The sequence below is a fragment of the Agrobacterium rubi TR3 = NBRC 13261 genome, assembly GCF_000739935.1.
Taxonomy (GTDB): Bacteria; Pseudomonadota; Alphaproteobacteria; order Rhizobiales; family Rhizobiaceae; genus Agrobacterium; species Agrobacterium rubi.
Map to the genome: position 1 here is coordinate 228,756 of NZ_BBJU01000007.1, position 17,993 is coordinate 246,748.

The 17,993-nt window shown below is 54.7% G+C and carries 17 protein-coding genes; 6 read left to right on the plus strand and 11 right to left on the minus strand.

The window, feature by feature from the left end; all coding sequences use genetic code 11:
- Window positions 1-21 precede the first annotated feature (21 nt).
- The 8 genes from RRU01S_RS05620 to RRU01S_RS05655 all read right to left on the minus strand — a co-directional run bounded on the left by RRU01S_RS05620 (window position 22) and on the right by RRU01S_RS05655 (window position 8,958).
- Window positions 22-927, minus strand: coding sequence for a UTP--glucose-1-phosphate uridylyltransferase (locus RRU01S_RS05620; RefSeq protein ID WP_045229254.1), 906 nt, complete (start codon window positions 925-927; stop codon window positions 22-24).
- 44 nt (window positions 928-971) lie between these two features.
- Window positions 972-1,964 carry a glycosyltransferase family 2 protein gene (locus RRU01S_RS05625; RefSeq protein WP_045229255.1) on the minus strand — a complete coding sequence of 331 codons (993 nt, stop codon included), beginning with the start codon at window positions 1,962-1,964 and terminating at the stop codon, window positions 972-974.
- Entirely contained in the window at window positions 1,964-2,908 is a 945-nt protein-coding gene (locus RRU01S_RS05630; RefSeq protein ID WP_045229256.1) for a glycosyltransferase family 2 protein, read from the minus strand. The genes RRU01S_RS05625 and RRU01S_RS05630 overlap by 1 nt, the downstream gene beginning before the upstream one ends.
- Entirely contained in the window at window positions 2,905-3,921 is a 1,017-nt protein-coding gene (locus RRU01S_RS05635) for a glycosyltransferase family 2 protein (protein ID WP_045229257.1), read from the minus strand. Before RRU01S_RS05635 ends, RRU01S_RS05630 begins: the two co-directional genes overlap by 4 nt.
- A gap of 14 nt (window positions 3,922-3,935) precedes the next feature.
- Window positions 3,936-5,120 carry a glycosyltransferase family protein gene (locus RRU01S_RS05640; protein ID WP_045229258.1) on the minus strand — a complete coding sequence of 395 codons (1,185 nt, stop codon included), beginning with the start codon at window positions 5,118-5,120 and terminating at the stop codon, window positions 3,936-3,938.
- Window positions 5,121-5,175: 55 nt separating this feature from the next.
- A complete protein-coding gene (gene exoK, locus RRU01S_RS05645; RefSeq protein WP_045229259.1) occupies window positions 5,176-5,967 on the minus strand; it encodes an endo-1,3-1,4-beta-glycanase ExoK in 792 nt (263 codons plus the stop codon).
- Between the two features lie 4 nt (window positions 5,968-5,971).
- Window positions 5,972-7,120 carry an acyltransferase family protein gene (locus RRU01S_RS05650; RefSeq protein WP_234791186.1) on the minus strand — a complete coding sequence of 383 codons (1,149 nt, stop codon included), beginning with the start codon at window positions 7,118-7,120 and terminating at the stop codon, window positions 5,972-5,974.
- Window positions 7,121-7,476: 356 nt separating this feature from the next.
- A complete protein-coding gene (locus RRU01S_RS05655; RefSeq protein ID WP_045229261.1) occupies window positions 7,477-8,958 on the minus strand; it encodes a lipopolysaccharide biosynthesis protein in 1,482 nt (493 codons plus the stop codon).
- Window positions 8,959-9,067: 109 nt separating this feature from the next.
- Between RRU01S_RS05655 and RRU01S_RS05660 the strand changes: the two genes are divergently transcribed.
- Both RRU01S_RS05660 and RRU01S_RS05665 read left to right on the plus strand, forming a co-directional pair.
- Window positions 9,068-10,033 (plus strand): glycosyltransferase family 2 protein, encoded by a 966-nt coding sequence (locus RRU01S_RS05660; protein WP_045229262.1) that lies wholly within the window; start codon window positions 9,068-9,070, stop codon window positions 10,031-10,033.
- A gap of 38 nt (window positions 10,034-10,071) precedes the next feature.
- Window positions 10,072-11,031, plus strand: a complete 960-nt coding sequence (locus RRU01S_RS05665) for a polysaccharide pyruvyl transferase family protein (RefSeq protein WP_045229263.1) — start codon at window positions 10,072-10,074, stop codon at window positions 11,029-11,031.
- Window positions 11,032-11,051: 20 nt separating this feature from the next.
- Here RRU01S_RS05665 and RRU01S_RS05670 read toward each other — a convergent pair whose 3' ends face one another.
- Window positions 11,052-12,047: a glycosyltransferase family 2 protein gene (locus RRU01S_RS05670; protein WP_045229264.1), complete on the minus strand. Its 996-nt coding sequence runs from the start codon at window positions 12,045-12,047 to the stop codon at window positions 11,052-11,054.
- Between the two features lie 113 nt (window positions 12,048-12,160).
- The gene (locus RRU01S_RS05675; protein WP_045229629.1) at window positions 12,161-12,451 is read right to left on the minus strand and encodes an exopolysaccharide production repressor protein; all 291 of its coding nucleotides are present in this window, start codon (window positions 12,449-12,451) and stop codon (window positions 12,161-12,163) included.
- A 396-nt stretch (window positions 12,452-12,847) separates the two neighbouring features.
- Between RRU01S_RS05675 and RRU01S_RS05680 the strand changes: the two genes are divergently transcribed.
- On the plus strand, window positions 12,848-13,117 hold the full coding sequence (locus RRU01S_RS05680) for a DUF6074 family protein (protein WP_045229630.1): 270 nt from the start codon (window positions 12,848-12,850) through the stop codon (window positions 13,115-13,117).
- 39 nt (window positions 13,118-13,156) lie between these two features.
- Here the strand turns inward: RRU01S_RS05680 and RRU01S_RS05685 are convergent, their stop codons facing one another.
- Window positions 13,157-14,179, minus strand: coding sequence for a LacI family DNA-binding transcriptional regulator (locus tag RRU01S_RS05685; protein WP_045229265.1), 1,023 nt, complete (start codon window positions 14,177-14,179; stop codon window positions 13,157-13,159).
- A gap of 164 nt (window positions 14,180-14,343) precedes the next feature.
- Between RRU01S_RS05685 and RRU01S_RS05690 the strand changes: the two genes are divergently transcribed.
- The 3 genes from RRU01S_RS05690 to RRU01S_RS05700 all read left to right on the plus strand — a co-directional run bounded on the left by RRU01S_RS05690 (window position 14,344) and on the right by RRU01S_RS05700 (window position 17,938).
- The gene (locus RRU01S_RS05690) at window positions 14,344-15,870 is read left to right on the plus strand and encodes a sugar ABC transporter ATP-binding protein (RefSeq protein WP_045229266.1); all 1,527 of its coding nucleotides are present in this window, start codon (window positions 14,344-14,346) and stop codon (window positions 15,868-15,870) included.
- A gap of 47 nt (window positions 15,871-15,917) precedes the next feature.
- Window positions 15,918-16,925, plus strand: coding sequence for an ABC transporter permease (locus tag RRU01S_RS05695; RefSeq protein WP_045229267.1), 1,008 nt, complete (start codon window positions 15,918-15,920; stop codon window positions 16,923-16,925).
- A gap of 65 nt (window positions 16,926-16,990) precedes the next feature.
- Window positions 16,991-17,938: a substrate-binding domain-containing protein gene (locus tag RRU01S_RS05700; protein ID WP_045229268.1), complete on the plus strand. Its 948-nt coding sequence runs from the start codon at window positions 16,991-16,993 to the stop codon at window positions 17,936-17,938.
- The last annotated feature ends 55 nt before the right edge of the window (window positions 17,939-17,993 follow it).

Consider the following 17,993-nt stretch of genomic DNA (forward strand, 5'->3'; position numbering starts at 1 on the left):
CGCGTCCGGATTTTTGTGCTGTCAGGCCGCCTTGACGCGGCTTTCATGGTTTAAGACAAGTTCTTTGATGGAAGCCAAAACCTGGGCTTCCATGTCAGAGCGCATCAACGAGAAGGCGACGTTTGCAGCGATAAATCCCTGTTTACTACCGCAATCGAAGGTACGCCCGATAAATTTTTGTGCGTGGAACGGCTGTGTTTCTGCCAATCGCTTCATACCATCCGTCAACTGAATCTCATTGCCAGCGCCGCGCTCCTGTTTGGCAAGAATGTCAAAGATTTCAGGCTGCAAAATATAACGACCATTGAGGTAATAATTGGATGGAGCCTCGGCAGGCTCCGGCTTTTCGACCATTTCGGTGACCTGAAAACCATGATTTACGGTTTTACCCATGCCGACGATGCCGTAGGCAGATGTTTCCTCAGCCTGGCACTCTTCAACGCCGAGAATATTTCCACCCACCTCTTCATAAAGCTCCATCAGACCTGAGATACATCCGCGCGCTCCATAAGACACCATATCGGGAAGCAACAATGCAAATGGTTCCTTTCCGACAAGTTCTCTTGCGCACCACACAGCATGACCGAGACCGAGCGGAACCTGTTGGCGTGTGTAGCTTACGGTTCCAGCAAGCGGTAGCATTTTTTCCAATTGAAGAACCTGCATCGTCTTGCCAGCACGGGTCAGCGTGTTGACGAGCTCAGGCGCGCTATCGAAATAATCCTCGATGGCAGTTTTATTGCGGCTGGTGACGAAGATGATGTGTTCGATACCAGCCTGCATGGCTTCATCGACGGCATATTGAACGACAGGCCTGTCAACAATTGTCAGCATTTCCTTCGGCATAGCCTTCGTCGCAGGCAGGAAACGGGTTCCATTTCCGGCAACGGGAATAACAGCTTTTCGGACAGTCCTATCCAGGTCCACGGCATGCTCCTTGAATAATAATTGGTGAGTACGTTCAGGCAAGCTCAAGACGCTTGCCGCTTCACGCCTCTATCAACTGACGATGTAAAAATGGCTTCGCGTAGCTTCCTGAGACGCACTTCGATGGGCATCCGCAAATGCCGCAACGCCACCGGATCGCGCAGTGCTATCTTCAAGACACCGGGTAGGGAGCGGCTCTTTATGCTTGATACCAGCATGAGAAAATGACGTGCCTCAATCAAACTTCGGCTTCGTTGGTTCTGTGCATCTTTTGCAGCAGGCAGCAGCGTATAATTGGCGATGAATTCACTGTCGGCGGCGATCATCGCATCGACATGGCGCAGTTCAAGCACACGGGAGATGGAGCCTTCACGGATATTGTAGACATAGCCGGGCGAGGGCTCTATGACGCACAGCCCACCAACAGCAAGGGCCGATGCCAAAAGCAGATAGTCCTCACCGATCCGCAGCGTCGGATGAAACCGAAGTTTATGCGTATCGAGAAAGTCACGCCTGAACATCGGCTTCATATAGCCGAAATTGAAAGTCGAGCGGAAAAGTACGTTCGACGCAATGAAATCCACAAGCGTCAAGACGCGGCGTGTCTCCAGAAAGGCTTGCGAAAACATTGTCTCTTTAGGTCGGCCATCGGTATAGACAACGTCCAGATTGTCGACAGCGATTTCCGCATTGGCGTCTTCAGCGCGAGCGATCATGCGCGCCGTGCGGCTGGGTTCAATGAAGTCATCAGAATCAAGAACCGCTATCCATCGACCCATGGCAGCGTTGATGCCAGCGTTTCGTGCGCCGCCCGGGCCAAGATTGTGGTCAAGTGCAATCAGCCGAACGCGTGCGTCTTTCTCGCTGAGAGCGCCAACGATCTCGCGCGTGGCGTCGGACGATTTATCATCGACGACGATGACGTTCAGCGACACGCCATCTTGTGCCAATGCACTCTCTATGGCCGGAACGATGGTTTCGGCAGAATTATAGGCAGCGATGACAAAGGTGACGTCGGGCTGTGGCAGTGCCTCCATCACGTCGCCTCCACGGCGCCATATTGGCGGATTTCACGCACGCCAAACGCTCCGCTGAGTGACCCCATGTGAAGGGCCACGCGAAGCAACTGCTTGTTTCGGCGCACCGGATCAAAGGCACTCAGCGCCGCCATACCAGCACACGCAATGATTTTGGCAGCGGCAATCACGACCTGAACCACGCGGCGGATGCCGGGCTTTTTCTCTGCGAGCAACCTCCCGTGCGTTTGTCCAGAGCGGAAGCGGCGCTTTGCCAGCCACATGAAGCTGGCACGCGTATCGGGCACGGGTTCCGAAAGCAGAGCCTTTTCGGCAAATGCTATCCGTCCACCCTCAGCATGCATGTGGGAAAAGAAATGCGTATCTTCTCCGCCGCTTTGCCCAAGAGACAATGCAAAGCGGCGACCAGCGACCGAGGGAGCTTTCATACGCAGCAGCGTGTTGCAGGTATAGCCGGTGATGATCTTGCCGTTGACCCAGACCGGCAAGGTCGAATGGAAATCACCCTTGCGCATCCAGTCGGGCACGGTTGGTTTATAAACTGCCGTCACCGGTCCCAAGACAGCTTCGGCGCCCGTCTCATCTGCTGTTTTGAGAAGCTCGACCAGCCATTCCCTAGGCGCGGTCTCGTCGTCATCGATGAAGACTAAATAATCGGCATCGGTGGTCGAAAGGCAGGCGTTGCGGGCAATCGAAATATTGGATTTCGGGCAATGGACATAGGTGATTTCGAAGGGCGAGGTCTCACGCAACCTGTCGATCGATGCCTTGGCGCTGGGCTCTGCATCATTATCCGCAACGATCAAGCGAACGTTGACGTCTTTCGGAACGGTCAGCTCAAACAACGACAGGAGCGTTGCAACCACGGCCGGGCGGCGATAGGTGCAGATACCGATATCCACTTTGACAGGCTGGGACGCCGGAGCAAGGGCCGTGCTGTTCATGAGATCGCCTTTCTCGTCATCGGTGCCGGGGTGCCGAAAGACCCCGCCAACTCAAGCCAGAAACCGGTTGACCACGCAAAGTGCATAACCATCGCAGCAAAAGCTGCCAGTGGGCCGTAAGAGTTTTTCTGCGCAATGGCCATCCAGAGCCCATAGCCCAGGCATGCGGCGATCCAAAGGCATAAGGGTACGAGCGCGATCCAGTGAAAGACGCCCAGCAGCGCAAAAAGCGCAACCGGCATGACCGCCAACGGAATCATCTGACGGATTTTCGGTAGAGAGCGATGTTTCAGCAGGTTTTTCGCGCGTCCACGACCATAGGCCATATATTGCTTGAACAGCGGCCGGACATTGGCGCGGGGGTAATAGGTCATGCGCGTTTTGTCGGTCATCCAGATGCGGAACCCGGCCTTGCGCAGCCGAAAGTCCAGTTCCGCGTCCTCGTTGTGGCTGAAGCTTTCATCGTAGCCGCCGACCGTGGTGAAGGCGGAGATACGCATGAGAGCGTGGTGACCGTGATCGATCCAGTGGCCTTTCGCCCCCTCACGGTGTTTCGAGCCGCCATTGCCGAGCTTGGAATTCTGCGCGATAGCCGTAGCCTTCTGGAAGGTACCGTGGCCCACAGTGTCCATAGCAACGACAACGGAATCAGCATTGGTTTTGACGGCGTCTTCCAGCAGGCTGTGGCAGTAATCGTCTGGATAATCGCCATGCGCGTCGATGCGAATGAGATAGTCATATCCGTCACCAAACATCTCGACTGCCAGATTAATCCCGGCGCTTTGAATACGCTTGGGATTGGCCAGCAGAATGATGCGAGGGTCCTGCATGGAAAACTTCGCGACGATATCACGCGTCCCATCGGTGCTTCCACCATCAGCCACGATGATGCGGTCTTCTGCATTGTTCAAGGTGCTGGAAAATTTCAGCAACAGGTCGTCGATCGTCCGCGCCTCGTTGAGGCATGGAATAACGATCAATGTCTTCACGTCTGGAATAATGTGTGACTTCATGGCTATGACCCCCGTCAAGCAGTTGAGAGTTTCGCTGCTACGGCGCGGCCATTGTGCGGCGCTGCCAGAGAAGCGAGTTTGTGAACGAGTTGAGCACAGTCCTTGATATCCGTGACCCATTGGTTGCGATCGATGGATGCGAGATTTTGAAACGACTGGAGGTAGGCCTGGTCGTCCATGTTCAGAAAGAGTGCCTCAAGCGTCTGAGTGTTCGCAACTGGAAGAATGTGCCCGATGTTTTTGGCCTCTAAAAAACGGGCCGTTTCCGTTCCCGCCACCGCAATGGGAAGAGTGCCGTAAAGACATCCCTCGTAAAGCCTGTTGGGTAACAACCAGCTTGAGTTTTGTCCTTCTTCGAAGAAGTCTATCGCCCATGTGAAATGCACGTCATTATAGATCGACGCCAGGTCCTCCGGGTTCTTGTAGGGCCCCTTGAAACTCAGATAGGGCGCATTGGCAACGAAACCGTCGAAATCGTCAAATTCGGACTGGGCCGGACGACCGCGCAGAATAATCTCCACCTTGCCGTCCATCCGCTTTGCAAAATCGGCTAAAATCTCAAGCGACTTTCGGCAACGCAGCGCGCCAAACCAGCCGATTTTCCAAGGCTCGCCTGCCTTCGGAGCGCGTGGAGAGGGTGTGATCTCAGCCTGCGATCCATCGAGCATCAGAACCTTGTTTTCCTGCAGCAGCACCGGCAAGGCCAGACCAGAGCGGGGGACAAAATACTGGCTGACGAATGCAGGTGAGCTCGTGATCAGAAGCTTGGCGCCCTTGGCGAAATAGCGCTGTGCGGCATTCACAATCTTTCCAGCCGGGCCTTCGTTCAGAAGCAACCGGTGAATGTCGAGGCATTCATAAACGACGGGCACCTCGCGTCCGTAGATGCTCGACGCACGCCGAGATAGCGCCAACATCTCGAGGTTACGTGCGATGATGACGTCGGGCTTTGTCACGTTTTTCAAAAGGCTTTTCAGGGAAAAGCTCGATTTTACCACCGCCATGATGCGTTGGGCGAACCGTCCATCGGCAGTCTCTCCCAGCACGATCGGGGTGATGCCGTCTATGGTCGCGAGCTTGTTTTCGCCGCGCGTGAACCCTGCGAGGCTGACCGTTGCTCCACCCGCCTGCAACGTCATGACCCGCCGGCGAATGGCCGGATCGGCTAGGTCATGAGCGAGATAGAGAACATGCGTCATTAAAAAGGCCCTGAGAAAACGATCGGTAAATGCAGTCTACTGGCGTGTCGTCGCGTCAGTTTGACACGCAGGCGACGGATTCAGGAAATTGGCATTTATCACCAAGTGCCGTAAAGGCCATCCGATCGACGCTCATGATGGTCGGGCCGCTATAGGCGAACTTGCCCATCCAGCTCTTCAAGGTGTCTGTTCCCCACAGGCTGAAGAAAATCTTCTGCGGATTCTGCGGGATTTTCGATGCATCCGTTACTTCGTGGACCATTTTTCCGTTCACGTAATAGCGCAAACGCTGAGGTTCCCAAACGAAGGCGTAGTCGTTGAAACCTTTGTCTGCGCCGCCTTCGACATCGACCAGTTTTTCATTGCCACCCTTGGCAGACACATATTGGTTCAGCTGGACCTGAGCTGTGTTCTTGCCCAGAACTTCCATGTCGATTTCGTCGTGAGGCTTTTTGTCGGTTGGCCCGATATAGGTGAAGAACGCCGAGTTCAGACCTGATCCGGTCGCGGTCTTGATGCGGGCCTCATATGTGCCGTAGCGATAACGGCCTTTGGTCTGGATTTCCCCGCAGGAGTAATTGCGGTCACCAGCTTTGCCTTCCTGATAGCCGAGCTGCAACTGCCCGCCCTCGAACTTCACCAGCTTTTTGGACCACGTGCAATTTTGGTGCGGACCGTTGTTCCAACCATCGGACACGTACCAAAAGGAGCGGTCCATGCTGTCGAATGTCTCGATAAAGGATTTGCCGTTGTTTTCCTGTGCCAGTGCAGCGGGGGCGCTGAGGCTGAGCGCGAGCATGGCAGACGTGATCAGGCGCGACTGAAAGCGTGTAATAGATGCGGTCATTGTGTCACCTGTGTCCTTGCGAGTAGGCCGTTTCGGCGGATGTTGGGTTTGGTGTCGCCGACGCAGTCGAGGTAAGGGGGATTTGGCTTTTTGGTTTGCCGCTGCGGCTTCCCGTGAGCACAGCATAGAGCGCTGGAAGCCTGGATCGTACCTGGGCATTTGTCACGATCAGAATGACGAAGGACAACAGCACAGCACCGATATAGAATGCCGGGTAGAAATCCGTACCACTCTTGTTCCAGATCATCCACATGATGACGAGAAGCGGGTAGTGGGCACAGAAAATCCAGAAGCTGAGGCTGCCAGTCTGTGACAGTCGACGTCCCGCCCGGCTTTCGATCATGATGGAGGACGAAGCCCACAGGCCGACAGCACCGAAAACCGCCAGCAGATTTCGCAAGAGATTCAACTCGAATGTGAATTCTGGCCCGGTAAAGTACAGGCCAGTTGCCAACAGCGTTGCCGCGACCATCACGGCAAGTGTGATGCGGCCAGCATACGGGTCGAGTGTCTTCAAATCGACCTTATGAAGCGCAAGTGCAATGCCGAGCGAGAAGCTGAACAGAATGGACTTCTTCTGGACGATCCAAAGCGTAAGATCCGGTATCGCCGTCAACACGAGAAGGACAGCAAGCGTCGGTAGCGGAAAACGATGAACCAAGAAGGCAAGGATCGGCGAAAGCAGAATGCAGACGAAGAGGTCGCGCAGGAAGTAGAGCGGAACGTTGACAGGGAATTCTTCGATGGCAGCGCCATGACTCATGATTTCGCGGGTCGTCGCATTCCACAAATCCGGAAAATATCCGTCGCCGACATCGAAGCGCTGCATCAAAAGCACGGCTAAAAACAAAAGCCCGTTCCACAAGATGAACGGCAGCAAAACGGTTCTTGCCTTGGACTTGATTGTCGCCAAATAGTCGAAGGTTTTCAAACCTCGTCTGAAAAGCAGATAACCGGAAATCGCACTCAGGCACGGAACGCCGATGCGAAACAGCGTGTCACCCAAAAACACGCGAATCCAGTCAAAAAAACCATAAACGCCCAAAAACGGGCTGGTCTCGGGATTGTGCGGCACATGCACGAACACAATACCGGATATCAAAACGATGCGCATCAAATTGATACGGGAGGATAGGTTCTGATCAAAAGTCACGTCGGTTACCCTTATTGGGCGGCGTCTCCCTCCACCGCGTTACAACCAGAACGAACGTAAGCTCGAGGCCGGAGTCTCGGTTTTAGTTACGGGCAAAATGTGGCGACGCGGCAAAAGTTCCGCAGAAATCTCACGGGTGAATCTGTGTAGATACGCAGATGCAATTTTAGGTTAATCTGTAAATAGTTGATTTATATTGAAAATATTGAAATTCGGTATGATTTTCGCATGATGGATAACCTCTTAACGTCTCTCATTAAAATTGCTGCACTGCAAAAAATATCATCGATCGGTTGCAATGCCGGGCGAGGTGAAGATCTCAAAACGGGCCGCTTTGTGGCAAAAGGAATTCTGGGTCAGGCTGGCTCTGGAACTGCCATTTTTGCCTTGCGATCAAGCACAAGATCAAGGATTTTGCGTAAAAGCGCCCTTTCCGTCAGCAGTATCAGCACGGCGTATATGGTACCCCCAACGGCACCTCCAACCAGAACCTGCATATAGGCGTGGGGAAGACTGCCCTCGAAGACGTGCAGAATATAGCGCACCGCCAGCGCCATGATAAAGGCGGTGATCATTGGTCTGCTGCTAACATACATGCCTTGGAGAAGCGGGGTTTCACTGGCACGGAAGACTGTCCAGGAATAGGCGACGAGTGTCACCGCGTTGACGATGCACAGCCACACCATGGCGTCGATCAGCGTGCCGTATGTTGCTGCAAGCCAGACTGCGGCGGTGGTGACGCCAGCGCGAATTGCAGCAGACCAGAACAGCACCCGACCATATCCCGCACCTTTAAGGTAAGGAATGAAGGTGCTGCAGGGTGTGAGGATCGCCTTGGACAGCGCGAGAAGTCCTAGGACCGGCCAGGCATAAGCCCAGTTGGGACCAAATATGACCAGCATGGCGGGCTCAGCAACAGCCCAAAGCCCGAACATCATCGGTGCCAAGAGGACGGTTAGAACCTGCGTGCTGAACATCAGCGCTTCACGCCGACGATTTTTGTCATCCATCATGCGGCTGAAGGCCGGGAACAGAACGCCCATCACGGCGGACAGGACCACCTGGTTCGGAATACTGGCGAAACGGTTAGACGCGGAATAAGCACCCGCATCGGCCAGACCGAGATAGCGGGCGATGATGACCATGGGCGACTGGAAGGTTACGAAATTTGCGATCTCGGATCCCATCAGGCCGGAGCTGAAACCCAGCAACGGGACGAGGCGCTTTGGCTTCATGACAAAGGCGGGTTTGTAGCGAGAGACGGCATAAAGACCGACTAGGCGAATGAGAGCTGCCGCAAACAGCTGAATAATCAGCGCCCAGACACCGAAGCCGGAAAATGCGAGAACGACAGCGAGGATAGCGGCGGCACTTTCCGAGGTCATGCTCCAGATGGCGTCTTTGCTGAAATTCATACGCCGCGCCAACAGCGAATAGGCGACGTCACCGGCCAGTTGCAAGGGAATAAGGAAGGCCATGATCCGCAGGAGATAGGCGCTTTCGACCGCGCCCAGCAATTCGCCAAAAAACTCCGCGCCAAAATAAAGAATGGCTGCCATGGTGCAGGAAATCGCGAGATTCGCCCAGAAGACTGTATGGATCGTGTCCATATCCTCTTCCTTCTCAACGATCAGCGCAGATGTCAGTCCGGCACCCGCGATCATCGTCAGGAACTGAACCACCGTCAATCCGACGGCGACGACGCCAAATTCCTCAGGTGTCAGCAATCGGGCGAGAATTGGCACCGTGACAAACTTAAGCCCGAATGTGCCTGTTTTTGACAATACGCTCCAGCCGACATTCGTGGTAATCGTTTTGACGCTTGGAGCAGGGGGCATACGTGCATCCTATAATTGGAGGCCAGTGGGGGCTGGCAGGAGGTTAGCCACTCATCGGGGCCGCTCTTATCGGGCCCGACACTTCTTGATCAACGCAAGGGGCGAAACAATGGCGAAATTTACAGTCGTTATTCCTTATTATCAAAAACAGCATGGCGTACTTGGCCGTGCATTGGCCTCGGTTTTTTCCCAGACCCTTCAGGATTTCGATCTCGTCATCGTCGATGATGAATCGCCCTATCCGATTGAGAAAGAAATCGCCGAATTGAGCGCAGACCAACAGGCGCGCATCAAAGTTGTTAAGCAGGCGAATGCCGGCCCAGGTGGTGCGCGCAACACCGGGCTGGATCATGTACCGGCCGAAACGACCTATGTCGCGTTCCTCGATTCCGACGATATGTGGACGCCGGATCACCTGAAGAATGCGGCTTTCAGCCTCGATACGTTTGGGGGCGAGTGCTATTGGGCATCGATGCAGGCGAGTGACGAATTCTATTATCACTTCGCTATTTCAGAGTTGGAAAACGACGAGGGTGCGGTGCGCCTGTCGGAATCACCCAAGATCATCGAGTTGCCGAATCTCGCCACCGTGATGTTGCGCAACTGGAGCTTTCTGCATCTGTCATGCATGGTCATCGGTCGGCCGTTGTTCGAGACAATACGGTTTGATCCGGTGCTGCGCCTTGCAGCAGAAGATGTTTTGTTTTTCTGCGACTGCATTCTCGCATCCAAACGGACTCTCTTGTGTGACGATGCAGGCGCCATGCGTGGTATGGGCGTCAATATCTTCCATAGCATCGACAATACGTCGCCGGAATTTCTGCGCCAGCAGTTCAATACCTGGGTGGCGCTCGATACGTTGCAGAGCCGGTTTGCCAAACGTCCAGCCGACGTTGCCTCGATTGCGTCTTATAAAAACACGGCGCGCAAGCAGGCTCTTTGGAGCCAGGCGGGCAAACTGAAACAGCGTCAGGCACCGGAACTCGGGCTGCTCTTCAAATGGATGATGCGTGATCCGGCTATTTTGCGTGCAGCGCTCGAACTGGGAACGGGCAAATTCGCCCGCCCGAAGTGAGCCTGCTTGCTATCAATATTTTTATTCAGGAGTAGTCCATGAAACCTTATCACTGGGAATCGCATCACGGCAATTTCGGCGATGACCTCAATCTTTGGCTTTGGGATTTTCTGCTGCCTGGTCTGCGCGATGTCCACCCGGATGTTCTGCTGGTGGGAGTCGGCACCGTTTTGAACGATGTTCTCTTTCCCCCAACGCAGCGCAAACTAATTATTGGTAGCGGTTACGGTTATGGTGCCGTTCCGGATATTTCCAATCGCGAGCTTTGGGACATACGTTGCGTTCGCGGCGAAATGACCGCTGGAAAGCTCGGCCTTCCACCCGAAATGGGCATTGTCGATCCTGCTGTCATGGTCACCGATATGCCGGACTTCAAAAATCTGCCCAAACTCCATAAGAAGACCTTCGTCCCCCATTGGGAATCAGCGGAATTCGGAATGTGGGAAACCGTTTGCGAACCAGCAGGCTTGACCTATCTTGATCCTCGTGGAGAGGCCAAGGCGGTTATTAAGCACATCGCACAATCGGAATTCATCGTGGCCGAGTCCATGCATGGTGCCATTCTGGCAGATGCCTTCCGCGTGCCATGGGTCGCCGTCAGCACGTCGACATCCATCAACAGCTTCAAGTGGAGCGATTGGGCGGGCAGCGTCGGTGTCAAGTACGAGCCGCGCTATGTTCCGGTTTCGACACGCGCCGAAGCGGCGAAGAAGGGCTCCAAGTTCTGGGGAATGAGCTTTCCGCCGCCGCCACCGCCCCCTGTGGTCGTTGAACAGGCATCAACACCTCACGCCCATGACAGTGAAGTTCTCGTTCGTCCGCAAGAGGAGCAGCGCTCTCTTCGAAAGCTGGCGAAACAAGTGCTTGCCGCGCCATCGACCTTGGCACTTTGGCAGGCAAGTCGCGCCGAACCGCGCCTCAGCCCCGATGGTCGGCTCGAAGAGCGCAAACAGCGCTTTCAGGCCGTGCTGGAAACCATCAAAAAAGACTACTTCTGATAGGGAGGCGCCGCTTGGTTTCAAGACCCAAGCGGCGTTGCTCTTAGCAGATACCGGATATCCGCAACCTGTTGCGGCTTTTTTTGGAAACGAGCGGTCTTGTCGCGGACTATCCCTTGTATGATAGCGGGGACAGCAGGCAGGCGATTGAGTGCGTGGCTCAGCGCCGCTCCGATACCACCTTTTGATTTTGCATCCAGAAAATCACGCAGTTCGAACTTTTCGCGAATGTGGCGCTCGTGTTCTTCTAGAACCGCTCTCTCGTCTTCTTTTAACGTGTAGTCAGACAAGATGCGGCGGTCGGCTTCAAAGAGCTGTCTCAGATCGTCCGTGCGGTGGCTTCCACTCAAAGAATTCCCACGAACGATGGCGCCGTAGCCGCAATTGCGGATGACCTTATAACGAGCGCCGCAGGCGAGTGCACGAACGTAAAGTTCGTAATCTTCACCCAGCCGCAAAGCCTCGTCATAGCGAAGTCCGTGTTTTTCCAAAAAGTTGCGGCGAATGACCGGCTTCAAAAATCCCGTTTCGCCACGCTCCACGCCGCGCTTAGAAATGTTGCCTTCAACGAATTCCGCCAGCTCGAGAAAATGTTCTTCAGGGGCAAATCGAGCAGGCAGCATGGAAGATGCGCCTGCCACCGATTGCTGTATGAAAGCGATATTGTCAGCAACGAGGTCCCAGTCGTCGGTTTCCAGCATTGCTGCAAAGCGGCCCTTGAAGAAAAAGTCATCGGCATCGAGAATGCTTATCAGAGGGGATGTCGAAATGTATATCGCGTGGTTGCGAGCCGCAGATGGTCCGCGATTGACATCGAATCGCTCGATTTTCAGGCGACCGGTTCCATCGTCGCAGGCCTGCGCCACGACCGCCGTCGCGTCTGTCGAACCGTCGTCGATCACGACGACTTCGGCAACTTCCGGCTCTGACAAGGCCGAAACAATAGCGGTTCGGATCGTATCAGAAGCGTTTTTTGCGGCGATGATTACACAAATGGATTGTAAACCCGAGGCCATGCGGTTTCCCTGCTTTGTTACGTCGATGTTTTTTCAACGTAGAAAATGTCAGAGATATGGAGAGGCGGGTATTATTTCGCATCTGCGAAAAGGCGTGGCGAGGGGTGCCGCCGTTAAAAGTCGCTCAGCTTGGCGCGATGAGGCGCGACAACCGTGATGCTGTCGGCGATGGATGTTTCAGGCAGAATGGGCGCATCCGTCTTAAAGCCCAAGGTTTCGCGCATACGTCGCTTTTCTTTTGCAACTAGAAAAACGATACCGGCGAAGTAGCCGACCTGTATAATGATAAGACAGAGTATGGTCTGCACGACGGCGGTGTAGAAAGACCCATAGATAAAATATGTTGCTACTGCAAACGACAGCAAAGCACAAATCATGCTGATGAAAACGCGCGGCGCGTACATGGGTTTCTCCTCCGCCAAGCATTCGCTCATGATTGAGTCATGCTTTTTTATTCGTTTCTTTTGAATGCAGTATATTACGGAATCAAAGTCCGTTCAATATGCTTATACTTCTCTTAAAGCGCGCAGAATGAAATTTTGGTGATCTTTAATGGTAAAATTTGCGCAAATTTTTGACCAGGCTCTGTTGGTGATGTCGAGCCTCAGTAAACGCGGGCGTCGATTACAGTTAAGAGCATATGAATACCGGTTTCCCTTATCACGATATTTACCCTTGGGATGCTGGCAAACCTCAGAAAACGCAGTGCCAGTTGGATCATAATCGGGCGTCTGTAGACTTCGTTAACCATGCGGCAGGTAAACATAGGATGTTGATTCCCGAAGCAGTAAGGTGTGCGTGTGACAGAGCGTTCTGAAGTAATTGCGTTTCCCGCCAAAAATCGCGTCGTAGACATCAAGCGCTGTGTTCAGATGCTTGAACACTTGCACGGAGAAGAGGCAAATCTCTTCTGGCGCACTGAGTGCAGGGCTCTTGCCGCTCATTTGACCGGCCTCGGTTATGACGATGTCGCCATGCGCCAGGAAATCATGGAGTTTCAGGGTGCCGTCCAAGCCGGACTCTGGGCCGCTTCGCAGCAAGACGAACTGGCCCTGCGTGAAACCTACTGATAGCGCCGACTGCTTTTAGAGTTGATGCGCGCTCTGCGCTTAACCGCGCCGCGCAGGCCCGCTGACGGAGTTGCGCACGATGAGATCCGGGCTCAGCAATATCTCGGGCTCATCTGGCTGTCTTCCGTCCAGGAGGTCCAGAAGCAAAGCCATGGCGTGTTTGCCAATGGATGTTCGAGGCTGGCGAATGGTCGTCAGCGCCGGTGACATGAAAACAGCCTGAGGAATGTCGTCAAAGCCGGTCACGGAAAAATCGCGTGGAATGTCGTAGCCACGCGCGGTAAGGCCGATCATGACACCGATGGCAGTCTGATCGTTCACGCACATGAACGCGGTCGGCAAATTGTCGCGCATGAACATCTGTTCCACCGCGAGCCGCCCGCTTTCCAGTGTGCCATCCCCCTCGATCACGAGGTCTTTGACCGCGGTCAGGCCTGCACCTTTCATCCCCTCGTCAAACCCCTCACGTCGCCTGCCATAGGCTAGGCGGGTTCTCGAATCGCCGATGAAAGCGATGCGCTGATGACCTTCCGCGATCAGCATATCGACAATCTTCCGCGCACCGGCCATATCGTCGACGCCGACATAGGGAATGCCACCGTTGTAGATCGGTTCGAAGACGCCCACGCTTGGCGGTAGCCGCGCCGTCATGGCCTGATGGCCAAACGGCAAAATGCCTGTGAAGAGAATAAGCCCTGCAGCCTGGTTCGAATTGAGGAATTTCAGATATTCCAGGCCGCGCTGTGCATCGTTTTGTGTATGGCCGATAAGGATGCCGTAACCATGCGCGCGAGCTTCGTTCTCAAGTCCGACAAGAATGTTGGAAAAATTCGGGTCGCCGATGTCAGGTGCAACCACGAGAATCATGTTGGAGCGGCCGAGCCTGAGACTGCGCGCCATCGCGTTCGTGGTGTAGCCTGTGACTGCAATCGCCTGATTGACCTTCAGCCGCGTGGAATTCGCTACCTTTTCAGGCATATGAATAGCGCGCGACACCGTTGCGATGGATACCTCCGCAATTCGGGCAACGTCTTCAATCGTAGCGGATGAGGGAATCGACAATCAGGGCCTCGAATAGGTGCGCGACCGGACACTACACGGACTTGATCATCCGTCAAATACGATCGATCAAATCCCTGCGATGATGCTAATGTAAACCTTTACATTATCAGTGTAAAGGTTTACATCGGCGTTAGACAGATGGGAACTGCCTGGGGAGGGGTACCATGGAAAACAGCACCGCACATGGCGGAGACATCGTGCTGTCGGCACGCCGAATTTCCAAATCATTCAATGGTGTGCAAGTTCTTTTCAGCGTCAATTTCGAGCTGAAGAGGGGCGAAATACATGCACTCATGGGCGAAAATGGCGCTGGAAAATCCACGCTCGTTAAGGTGCTCTCCGGTTTCGAACAGCCGAGCTCCGGTGAAATTCTTCTTGATGGCCGTTCGGTAAAGCTGCCTGCAAATGGCGCTGCCGAAGCGCTCGGGATTGTCATCATCCACCAGGAATTCAATCTTGCGGAACACCTGACCGTTGCCGAAAGTCTTTTTCTCGGGCGAGAGGTGACGCGCTTCGGCGTTCTTGATCGCAGGGCAATGCGAGCTGAGGCCAGACGCGTTCTCGACGAACTCGGCTGTCACGTGGATGAAAATGCGCTGATCGGCACATTGTCTATCGCTGAAAAGCAGATGGTGGAAATTGCCAAGGCCATCAGTCGCGACGCGCGTATCGTTTTCATGGATGAGCCGACCGCCGTTCTGTCGCGCGACGAAACGAATTATCTCTTCCAGCAGGTTCGAAAACTACGGGACAAGGGCACGAGCTTCGTCTTCGTTTCGCATAAACTGGATGAGGTGATGGAACTGACGGATCGTGTGACAGTCCTTCGTGATGGCCACTGGGTGAAGACAGCGCCGACAGCCATGCTCGATGGCGAGGCCATCGCCCAATTGATGGTCGGGCGAGAGCTATCGAGCCTTTACCCTGCCAAGCGTGAACCGGATGTGGACGAAGAGATCGTTCTAACAGTTAGTGGCCTGTCGACCCGTTATGTGCAGGATGTCAGTTTCGACCTTCGAAAGGGCGAGATCATCGGGTTTTCTGGCCTGATCGGATCCGGCCGCACGGAGCTTGCGGAAGCCATCGTGGGACTGAGGGCTCGCTCAGCTGGCGATGTTCATGCCAATGGGCAAGTGTTGCCGCCTTATGATCTTCATGCTTCGATTGCTGCCGGTCTTGCCTACATGACGAAGGACCGCAAATCCAAGGGCCTTCTCTTAAGCGCTGGCATGGGTTTGAACCTGACCCTTCAATCGCTGGAGCGACACGGCAAATTCGGTTATCTCAGCGCCTCCAGCGAGGCCAGATCGCTCGAAAGGGCGCGACGCCGTTTCGATATCCGGGTGCGGGATGGCAGCGTGGTTGTGGGCCGCATGTCAGGCGGCAACCAGCAGAAGCTGCTGCTGGCCAAGGTCATGGAAACCGAGCCGAAGATCATCATCATCGATGAACCCACCCGCGGCATCGACGTGGGGACGAAGCAGCAAATCTATCATTTCATTTCGGCTTTGGCGCGCGATGGCCATTCGGTCATCGTGGTCTCGTCCGAAATGCAGGAGGTCATCGGGCTATGCACCCGGGTTGCCGTCATGCGCGAAGGGCGTCTTGTCGGCATTCTGGAAGGCGACGAAATCAATGAACGGGAAATCATGCGCTATGCGGCCGGATTGAAAACCAAGGCCGCTGCATAGCGAACGGTCGATGACCGGTGTGACAGGTTGGGAGGTCTGTTTTGGGTATGAGCGTAAGTGAAGAGAGCAAGGAGAAGAAGGCAGGGCGATCGCTTCGCGACATAGATCTGCGCGCGGTCGCGCCCTTTGTCGCCTTGTTCCTACTGTTGATCGTCGGAGCGATGGTCAATCCGAATTTCATCAGCATCAATAATCTCGCCAATGTGGCGACACGAAGTGCGTTCATCGCGATTATCGCAGTGGGCGCGACCTTCGTGATTTCCGCTGGAGACCTCGATCTCTCTGTCGGCTCCATGGTTGCTTTCGTCGCAAGTCTCATGATCCTGCTGATGAATTCCAGCATCGTCGCGGACCCTGCTTTGATGCTCATCCTGGCCGTCGTCTTTGCGCTGGTGGCGGGTGCTTTCTGCGGTCTTGCCAACGGCTTGATCACGACGGTCGGGAAGATCGAACCCTTCATTGCCACGCTCGGCACCATGGGCGTGTACCGCGGGCTGACGACTTGGCTGTCGCAAGGCGGCGCAATCACGCTGCGTGAGCCACAATTGCAGGCCATGTATCGTCCTGTCTACTTCGGGTCTTTCCTGGGATTGCCGCTTCCCATTCTGGCTATTCTGGTCGTGACCGCCATCGCTGCCTTTATTCTCTACCGCACGCGCTACGGGCGTCACGTCACCGCCGTTGGCTCGAACCGTGATGTGGCGAAATATTCCGGTGTTGCGGTCAATCGTATCAGGACGATTGCCTTTGTCATCCAAGGCCTTTGCGTCGCCATCGCCGTTCTTCTCTATGTGCCAAGACTTGGCTCGACGTCGGCAACAACGGGCATGATGTGGGAATTGCAGGCCATCACGGCGGTCGTCGTGGGCGGCACGGCGCTCAAGGGCGGTGCTGGTCGCGTTTGGGGCACGATCTGCGGTGCGTTCATTCTCGAACTCGTCGGCAACATCATGCTGCTGTCGAACTTCATCAGCGAATATCTGATCGGCGCCATCCAGGGCGGGATCATCATCATCGCCATGCTGGTCCAGCGCTCGCTGATGCGTCGCTCATAAAAGTTACCGGGTTACAGGTCGCCCGGTTTTGAAAATCAAGACCTTAAAATGTGGGAGGAAAACACATGCGAAAGAGACTGTTGGGAATGGCTATGGCGCTGGTGGCGCTTTCGGGGGCGGTTCAGGCTCAGGATAAAAAGGTAACGATCGGGGTCTCCATCCCGGCCGCCGATCATGGCTGGACAGCTGGTGTGGTGTATCATGCAGAGCGTGTCGCGAAGCTCTTGATGCAGGAACATCCCGGCCTCAATGTCATCGTCAAGACATCGCCGGATGCCGCGACCCAGGCAAATGCCGTGCAGGATTTGGAAACGCAAGGCATCGACGCGCTTGTCATTCTGCCGTCCGACCCCGATCCTCTCGTCAATGCGATCAAGGAAGTGAAGGGTAACGGCAAATTCGTCGCGCTCGTTGACCGCGCGCCAAGCGTCAATGACGATACGGTCCGTGACCTCTACGTCGCCGGTAACAACCCGGCGCTGGGCGAAGTTGCAGGCAAGTATATTGCGGACACGACACCGGAAGCCGAAGTCGTCGTCATTCGCGGCTTGCCGATCCCCATCGATCAGCAGCGCCAGGATGGTTTCGATAAAGGTATCGCTGGCTCCAAGGTAAAAATCCTTGACCGCCAGTTCGGCAACTGGAACCGCGATGATGCCTTCAAAGTCATGCAGGACTATTTGACGAAATATCCGAAGATCGATGTCGTCTGGTGCCAGGATGACGATATGGCGGTCGGCGTTCTGCAGGCGATCGAGCAGGCCAAGCGCACCGATATCAAATATGTCGTTGGTGGTGCTGGCTCGAAGGACATGATCAAGAAGGTCATGGATGGCGACAAGATGATCCCCGTGGACGTATTGTATCCGCCAGCCATGGTCGCAACGGCGATGCAGCTGACAGCCGCCAACTTCTATGATCAGGTCCCCGTTCGTGGCACCTATATCCTGGACGCAACCTTGGTCACGAAAGACAACGCCGAGGGCTTCTACTTCCCCGATTCACCGTTCTGATGTCTGAGATTTAAAGCCAAGGCCCGTTCGAAAGAGCGGGCCTTTCTACTTTGCG